This is a genomic window from Streptomyces sp. NPDC002130 (assembly GCF_040296465.1).
Classification (GTDB): Bacteria; Actinomycetota; Actinomycetes; order Streptomycetales; family Streptomycetaceae; genus Streptomyces.
The window spans coordinates 1-5,735 of sequence record NZ_JBEOXI010000376.1 but is presented as its reverse complement, the minus strand read 5'-3'; the positions used below and the strand labels follow the sequence as shown (position 1 = coordinate 5,735).

Annotated in this window: 6 protein-coding genes; 2 read left to right on the top strand and 4 right to left on the bottom strand. The window is 71.8% G+C overall.

From position 1 onward, the window contains the following. Positions 1-401: 401 nt before the first annotated feature. On the bottom strand, positions 402-812 hold the full coding sequence (locus tag ABT116_RS38750; RefSeq protein ID WP_351644265.1) for a VOC family protein: 411 nt from the start codon (positions 810-812) through the stop codon (positions 402-404). 174 nt (positions 813-986) lie between these two features. Here ABT116_RS38750 and ABT116_RS38745 point away from each other — a divergent pair, with 174 nt between their 5' ends. Beyond that, a complete protein-coding gene (locus tag ABT116_RS38745) occupies positions 987-1,838 on the top strand; it encodes an aldo/keto reductase (RefSeq protein ID WP_351644262.1) in 852 nt (283 codons plus the stop codon). An 18-nt stretch (positions 1,839-1,856) separates the two neighbouring features. On the opposite strand, the gene ABT116_RS38740 is transcribed toward ABT116_RS38745, so the two are convergent. Then, positions 1,857-2,087: a hypothetical protein gene (locus ABT116_RS38740; protein WP_351644259.1), complete on the bottom strand. Its 231-nt coding sequence runs from the start codon at positions 2,085-2,087 to the stop codon at positions 1,857-1,859. 180 nt (positions 2,088-2,267) lie between these two features. Between ABT116_RS38740 and ABT116_RS38735 the strand changes: the two genes are divergently transcribed. Continuing rightward, a complete protein-coding gene (locus ABT116_RS38735) occupies positions 2,268-3,989 on the top strand; it encodes a hypothetical protein (protein ID WP_351644256.1) in 1,722 nt (573 codons plus the stop codon). A gap of 67 nt (positions 3,990-4,056) precedes the next feature. Here ABT116_RS38735 and ABT116_RS38730 read toward each other — a convergent pair whose 3' ends face one another. Together ABT116_RS38730 and ABT116_RS38725 are read right to left on the bottom strand one after the other, a co-directional pair. Beyond that, positions 4,057-4,698 (bottom strand): cutinase family protein, encoded by a 642-nt coding sequence (locus ABT116_RS38730; RefSeq protein ID WP_351644253.1) that lies wholly within the window; start codon positions 4,696-4,698, stop codon positions 4,057-4,059. A 150-nt stretch (positions 4,699-4,848) separates the two neighbouring features. Then, positions 4,849-5,735: PucR family transcriptional regulator (locus ABT116_RS38725; protein ID WP_351644250.1), on the bottom strand; the 887-nt coding region annotated here is incomplete at its 5' end.

Below are 5,735 nucleotides of genomic sequence, written 5' to 3'. Positions count from 1 at the left end.
CGCCGCCGGCTCCGTCCGCGATCCTGGTTCCCTGCTCGGCCAGCTCCAGCGCGGCGGGGGGGGGCGCGGGGTATTACGGGGGCGGGCGCCCCCCCCCCCCCCGGGGGTGGGGGTCGGTGTCGTCTCGACCCTGACGTCCATGGCCGCTCCTTGCCTGTCGAAGTCCGGCCGCCGGGCCCCGGCCGACCGCAGTCGGCCGGGTGCGCGCGGGTGCCGGCCGCGCTGGGCGGCCGGCACCCCGGCGGGTGCGACTCGCCTACCCCGCGCTGCGCGGTCTCACCGAACGCGATCAGGCAGGCAGCGACCCACGGCCGCGGTGAGGACAAGGCCGAGGCACACGGGGCGGGCCGGTCCCGAAGGAGCGCCGGGGCCGGTTCGACGTGGTCGACCCCGCGGGCCGCTCAGCTCTCCGTGCTGATGTTGACCATCCAGGGGACGCCGAAGCGGTCCGTGCACATGCCGAACACGTCGCCCCACATCTGCTTCTCCAGCGGCACCGACACCGAACCGCCCTCGGACAGCTTCTCCCAGTAGCCGCGCAGCTCGGCTTCGTCGTCGCCGCTCAGGCTCACGGAGAAGGGGCTGCCCTGCTCGGACTGCATGCCCGGCGGGTTGTCGGCGCCCATCAGGGTGAAGCCGCTGGTCGTTTCCAGCATGCCGTGCATGATCTTGTCGGCGTTCGGGGCGTCCGCCTGCCCGAACTCTCCGTAGCTGTTCAGGGCGAGAGTGCCGCCGAAGACCTCCTTGTAGAACTCCATCGCCTGCCGGGCGTCGCCGTTGAAGGTGAGATACGGGTTGAGACGCGAGGCCATAGGAACCTCCCAGAAGGGGGCAAAGAGCCGTTTTCGCGCAGCGTATCGCCAGGTACCGGCAACGGCTCGTCGAGCGTGCCGCGCCCCGGGGCCGGGTGAGGCGCCGCCGAGGCCGGCTCCATCATCAACTGCCCTGTTAGCGTTGCCTCTTGACCGGAGAGGAGACGGCGTCTCATGTCATCGACGTTCCGCATCGGCGGGGACCTGGAGGTAGGCCGGCTCGGCTTCGGAGCCATGCACCTGCCGACCGCACCCGGCCCCGATCGGGAGAACGCCATCGCGGTGGCCAGGCGGGCCGTGGAGCTGGGCGTCACGCTCATCGACACGGCTCATCTGTACGGCGGCGGAGCCAACGAGGAGCTCCTCGCCGAGGCCCTGCACCCCTACCCGGACGGCCTGCTGATCACCACCAAGGTGGGTGTCGCCCGCACCGGCCCCGGCGGCGACTGGAAGCTCGACGGACGGCCGGAAATCCTGCGCGACCAGGTCCGGCAGGCCCTGCGGCGGCTGCGGACCGAGCGGATCGAATTGCTCCAGCTGCACCGCGTCGACCCCGGCACACCGCTCGCCGACCAGCTCGGCACCCTGCGCGAGCTGCAGACCGAAGGCCTCGTCGGCCGGATCGGGCTGTCGGAGGTCACCGTCGACGAACTGGAGCGGGCCCGGGAACTGGTCGACGTCGTGAGCGTGCAGAACCGCTACAACCTGCTCGACCGGGAGCACGATCCGGTGCTGGACGCCTGCGCCGCCGCCGGGATCGCCTTCCTGCCCTGGCGGCCCGTGGCCTGGGGGAAAGCCGGGGCCGAGAACGAAGTCGCCGCCGTCGCGGCCGAGCTCGGGGCGACGCCCACGCAGGTCTCGCTCGCCTGGCTGCTCGACCGTGCACCGGTCGTCCTGCCCATTCCGGGCACGGCCCGGATCGGGCATCTGGAGGAGAACCTCGCCGCGGTCCGCCTGCGGCTGACATCCGACCAGCGCGTGCGCCTCGACCGCCTCGCCGAGGAGTCGGAGACCGAATCGGGCTGATGGGCCCGGCCCGAGGGCTCACGACTCGTCGGACGCCCCGCTGTTCCAGTCGTAGGGACCGCCGCCCTGCCACTCGATCAGCTCGGTGTCGTCGACGGCCGTGTCGGTGGTGGGCAGGCCCTCGCGGTGCAGCAGGTCCAGTACGTCGAAGAGGCTGTAGGCGACGCCCATGCGCTCGCCGTGGATGGTCACCAGCCGTCCGCCGTCCGTCGCGGGCGGCTGCACGACCACAGGGGGTTGACCGTCCATAGCCCCACCATGCTCCCGAAACGGCCGGTTCGCAGCTCGGTGGCGTCCAGAAGCGGTACGACACCGTCTCCCCGCCGGGGGCCGGGTGTGCTGTGCGTCGATGACAAGGCGCGATCCGGAAGCTGAGTTCTCATCAGCACTGCCTGAGAGCGGTCGTGCCACCGCCCTAGCGTCCCTGGCATGGACATGAATCGTACGAGCAGAGGGAAGTGGCGCGGTGCCGTGCTGGCGGTACTGCTGACCGCCGGGACACTCACGGCCGTCGCTCCGGGCGCCCGGGCCGATGGGGCGCGCACCGAGACAACGGTGAAGTCGACGTCGCCGGTGACCGGAGTGGCGGAGTCGATGGTGCGGGTGAAGGTGCCGCTGCCCAAGTCGGCCGGGCCCCGGCCCGCGGCGTGCGACTGGCTGTCGTACCTGCGCTACCGCTCCGCCCACGGACCGGCCGCGTCGGCCGACGCCGACCGGATCCTCATCGCCCAGCCGGGCATCCTGGAAGGGGCGGGGGCGTTCGACAGCGTCGCCCGCAACACCGTCACCCGCGCCGCCGAGCAGGGCCTGCACATCGAGTTCTGGGCGCTGGACCGGCGTTCCAACTGCCTGGAGGACCGCACCGGCATCGCCTCCGGCGACCAGCACACGGCCGTCGACTACTACTACCGCGGCAAGCCGGTCGGCGGCCGGACCTTCGACGGCTTCGCCGGCAACGCAGAGCTGGGCTGGATGGCGAAGCTCGGGATCGAGCAGACCGTCCGCGACCAGTACGACCTGCTGACCGCCGAGTTGCCGACCCAGGCCCAGCGCAAGCGGAAGGTGCTGTGCGGCGGGCATTCGCTGGGTGGTGTGATCACCGGGTACTTCGCCGCGGCCGACTTCGACGGCGATCGCGCCACCACGGCCGACGCCGGGTACAACCAGTGCGCCGGCTACTTCGCCCTCGACACGACCGTGTCCACGTCGCTGGCCGACCTCAGCGGCAGCATCCCCGGTGACACCAACCTGCCCGACATCGACCTCGGTCACGGCGTCGTGCAGGCCGGGCTGGACAGCGGCGTGCTGCCGCGCACGCTGTCCGCCCCCGTGCTGCTCAACCCCGAGACCATGACCCTGCTCGGCATCGCCGGTCTCGGTGCCCTCGACGACCTGGAGGGCGAGGCCGACCTGCTCCGCTACCTGCCCTCCAACCTCAACATCGAGGCCACCCACCGCCTCCTGTTCGCCAAGGACACCGCCGCCTTCCTCACCGGCAAGCCCGCCGTGAAGGATTTCCGGCTCACCAACGGGGCCGTGCTCGGGGCGTTGCTGGACGACAACTCCGTACCGCTGGCGTTCCTGCAGACCAGTGTCGGCTTCTTCGACGGCGGGCCGATCGCCGACAAGAGCTTCCCCGTCGCCAACAGGGGTGACGCTCAACCGGGGCTGTACGGCACCGCGTACAAGGCCATCCCGGACCGGCCGCAGGGCCCGCTCTACACCTGGCGCAACTACGACCGCGTCGGCGATCCCGACGACCCGGGACACCGGTCGGCCGACGGCACCCCGTTCACCGGCCCCGGCGACGAGGTCACCGATGTGCGGCAACTGGCCCGCAGCCTGGCCGAGCAGCCGCTGGACTTCACCGAGCAGTACTTCCCGACCAAGCTGGTCACGGACATCCAGCTGGCCACCTCGCCGCAGGTGAAGAAGCTCGTCGCGCACCCCGAGGGGCTCAAGGCCAATCCGGTGCTCACCGTGCTCGCCGGTGAGGGCCTGCTGGCGGGCCGGGTCCCGGCCGACCTGCATCCGGTGGTCGCCGACGGCTACCAGCACCTCGACGTCCTGACCGCGGCGCCCGTGCAGAACGACGGCCGGCCGGAGCCCGTCTCCACCAGCCTGGCCGGCTTCGCCCGGACACCGCGCTAGCCCTTGCCCGCACGCACGCCCGGGGCCCGGGAGGAACTCCTCCCGGGCCCCTTCGTGTGACGCGGGCTCAGAGCCTGCCGGCGGCGAACGTGGCCGCCTGTTCGGCGTCGTCCCGGTAGCCCAGGTGCGCTCCGACGTCGCCGCCGCCGTTCTCGCAGACGGGGTCGCCCTTGGCGCAGATGTCGAGCGTACGGCTCTGGTACGTGCCGGTGACGCTCTTGCCGAGCGCCCGGATCGGGTTGCCGAACAGCAGCACCGCGGCGACCTTGGGCTCGACCGCAGCGGGCAGGGTGGCCACGATGGGGCTGCCGACCACCGCGCCGGCGCTGCTGATGCCGATCGAGTTGTCGACGACGTTCGCGCCCTGCGAATAGCCGACGAGAACGAACTTCTGGCCCGGGCAGGCGGCGGCCTGGCTCTTCACATGGTTCACGAGATCCAGATTGCCCTGGGCCGCGGACGTGGGGGAGAGGTCGGCCGGGTAGTTCACCTTGTAGCTGGAAACGTTCTTGCCCGCCGCCTTCTTCTGCAGCGCGGAAAACACCGGGTCGCCGACGATGAAGCCGAGCGTGCCCGGCTCGAAGGTGCCGCGGGCGGCGACGACCTCGACGTCCGAGCAGGCCGCGGCCAGGGCCGGGGGAGCCGAGAGGGTGGCGAGACCGGCCCCGCCGGCCAGCGACAGCGCCGTGAGACAGATACGGATACGCATGGGGGATCCTCCGCGTGGAAAGGCGCGTGAAGCACCTGCGAAAAAGGACGCCCCGAACGTATGGGAATTTCTGTTCCTGCTGTTATGGACGGGATTATGGAAACCCCGCTGATTTTTGTCGCCGATTGAGTGCGCCGACTTAATTCCGGATCAGTTCTGCCGTATGTGCAGGGATTCCGCGCGCAACGCGAGAATGAGGTCGAGGCGGGTCGCCGGGTCGTGCAGGGCGTCGCCGAAGAGCTTCTCCAGCTGGCGCAGGCGGTAGCGGACCGTCTGGGGGTGGATGTGCAGCCGTACGGCGACGTCCGGCACGTTGCTGCCGGTCAGCAGCCAGGCCAGCAGTGTCTCGGCGAGCCGGTCGCGCTGCCCCGCCGAGACCGTGTCGAGCGGCGCCAGCACCCGGGCCTGGAGCCGCTCCAGCAGCGGCTCGTCGCCGTACAGCAGCAGCGTCGACAGATGCTCGTCGCAGCGCACCACGCCCTGGCGCGGCAGCACCCCACGGCCCATCAGCCCGAGCGCCCGGGTGGCCAGGCGCAGCGACTGCGCGGCCTCGGTGACCGCGACCGTCGGGCCGATCGCGGCGGGCCGGCCGCGCAGCGCGAGCGTGAACGCCCGGCCGGTCGTGCCGCCCGAGCCGTCCGGATCGGGCACCAGCATGCGCGGCGGCCGGGACCCCATGTCCACCAGCGCGCCCGCCGCCGCCAGCGGCCGGTCCTCCTCCCTCCGGTCCGGTGCCGCCGCGAGCGCCACGACGGCGACCGTCCGCGGCACCGGCCAGCGTGCGCTGTGCGCCAGGTCCTGCACGGCCTCCAGCGCCACCGGCCCGTCCTCCAGCAGCAGGTCGAGCAGGCGCTTGCGGCGCCGCTCCAGCTCGTCGGAGCTGCGCAGCTGGGCCTCCGCGTACCCGGACGCGGCCGCCTGGGCGACCTCGTGCACGGTCCGGAAGGCCAGCTCGCCCAGCACCCCGTCCGGGCGTCCCGTAGATTTCCTGATGAGGGAGCGAATCGACGCGAGGGGACGGACGGCGACGTGGCAGG

Coding starts and splice junctions, on each gene's coding strand:
- ABT116_RS38750 (WP_351644265.1), bottom strand. CDS start 812: ATGGCCTCGCGTCTCAACCCGTATCTCACCTTCAACGGCGACGCCCGG.
- ABT116_RS38745 (WP_351644262.1), top strand. CDS start 987: ATGTCATCGACGTTCCGCATCGGCGGGGACCTGGAGGTAGGCCGGCTC.
- ABT116_RS38740 (WP_351644259.1), bottom strand. CDS start 2,087: ATGGACGGTCAACCCCCTGTGGTCGTGCAGCCGCCCGCGACGGACGGC.
- ABT116_RS38735 (WP_351644256.1), top strand. CDS start 2,268: ATGGACATGAATCGTACGAGCAGAGGGAAGTGGCGCGGTGCCGTGCTG.
- ABT116_RS38730 (WP_351644253.1), bottom strand. CDS start 4,698: ATGCGTATCCGTATCTGTCTCACGGCGCTGTCGCTGGCCGGCGGGGCC.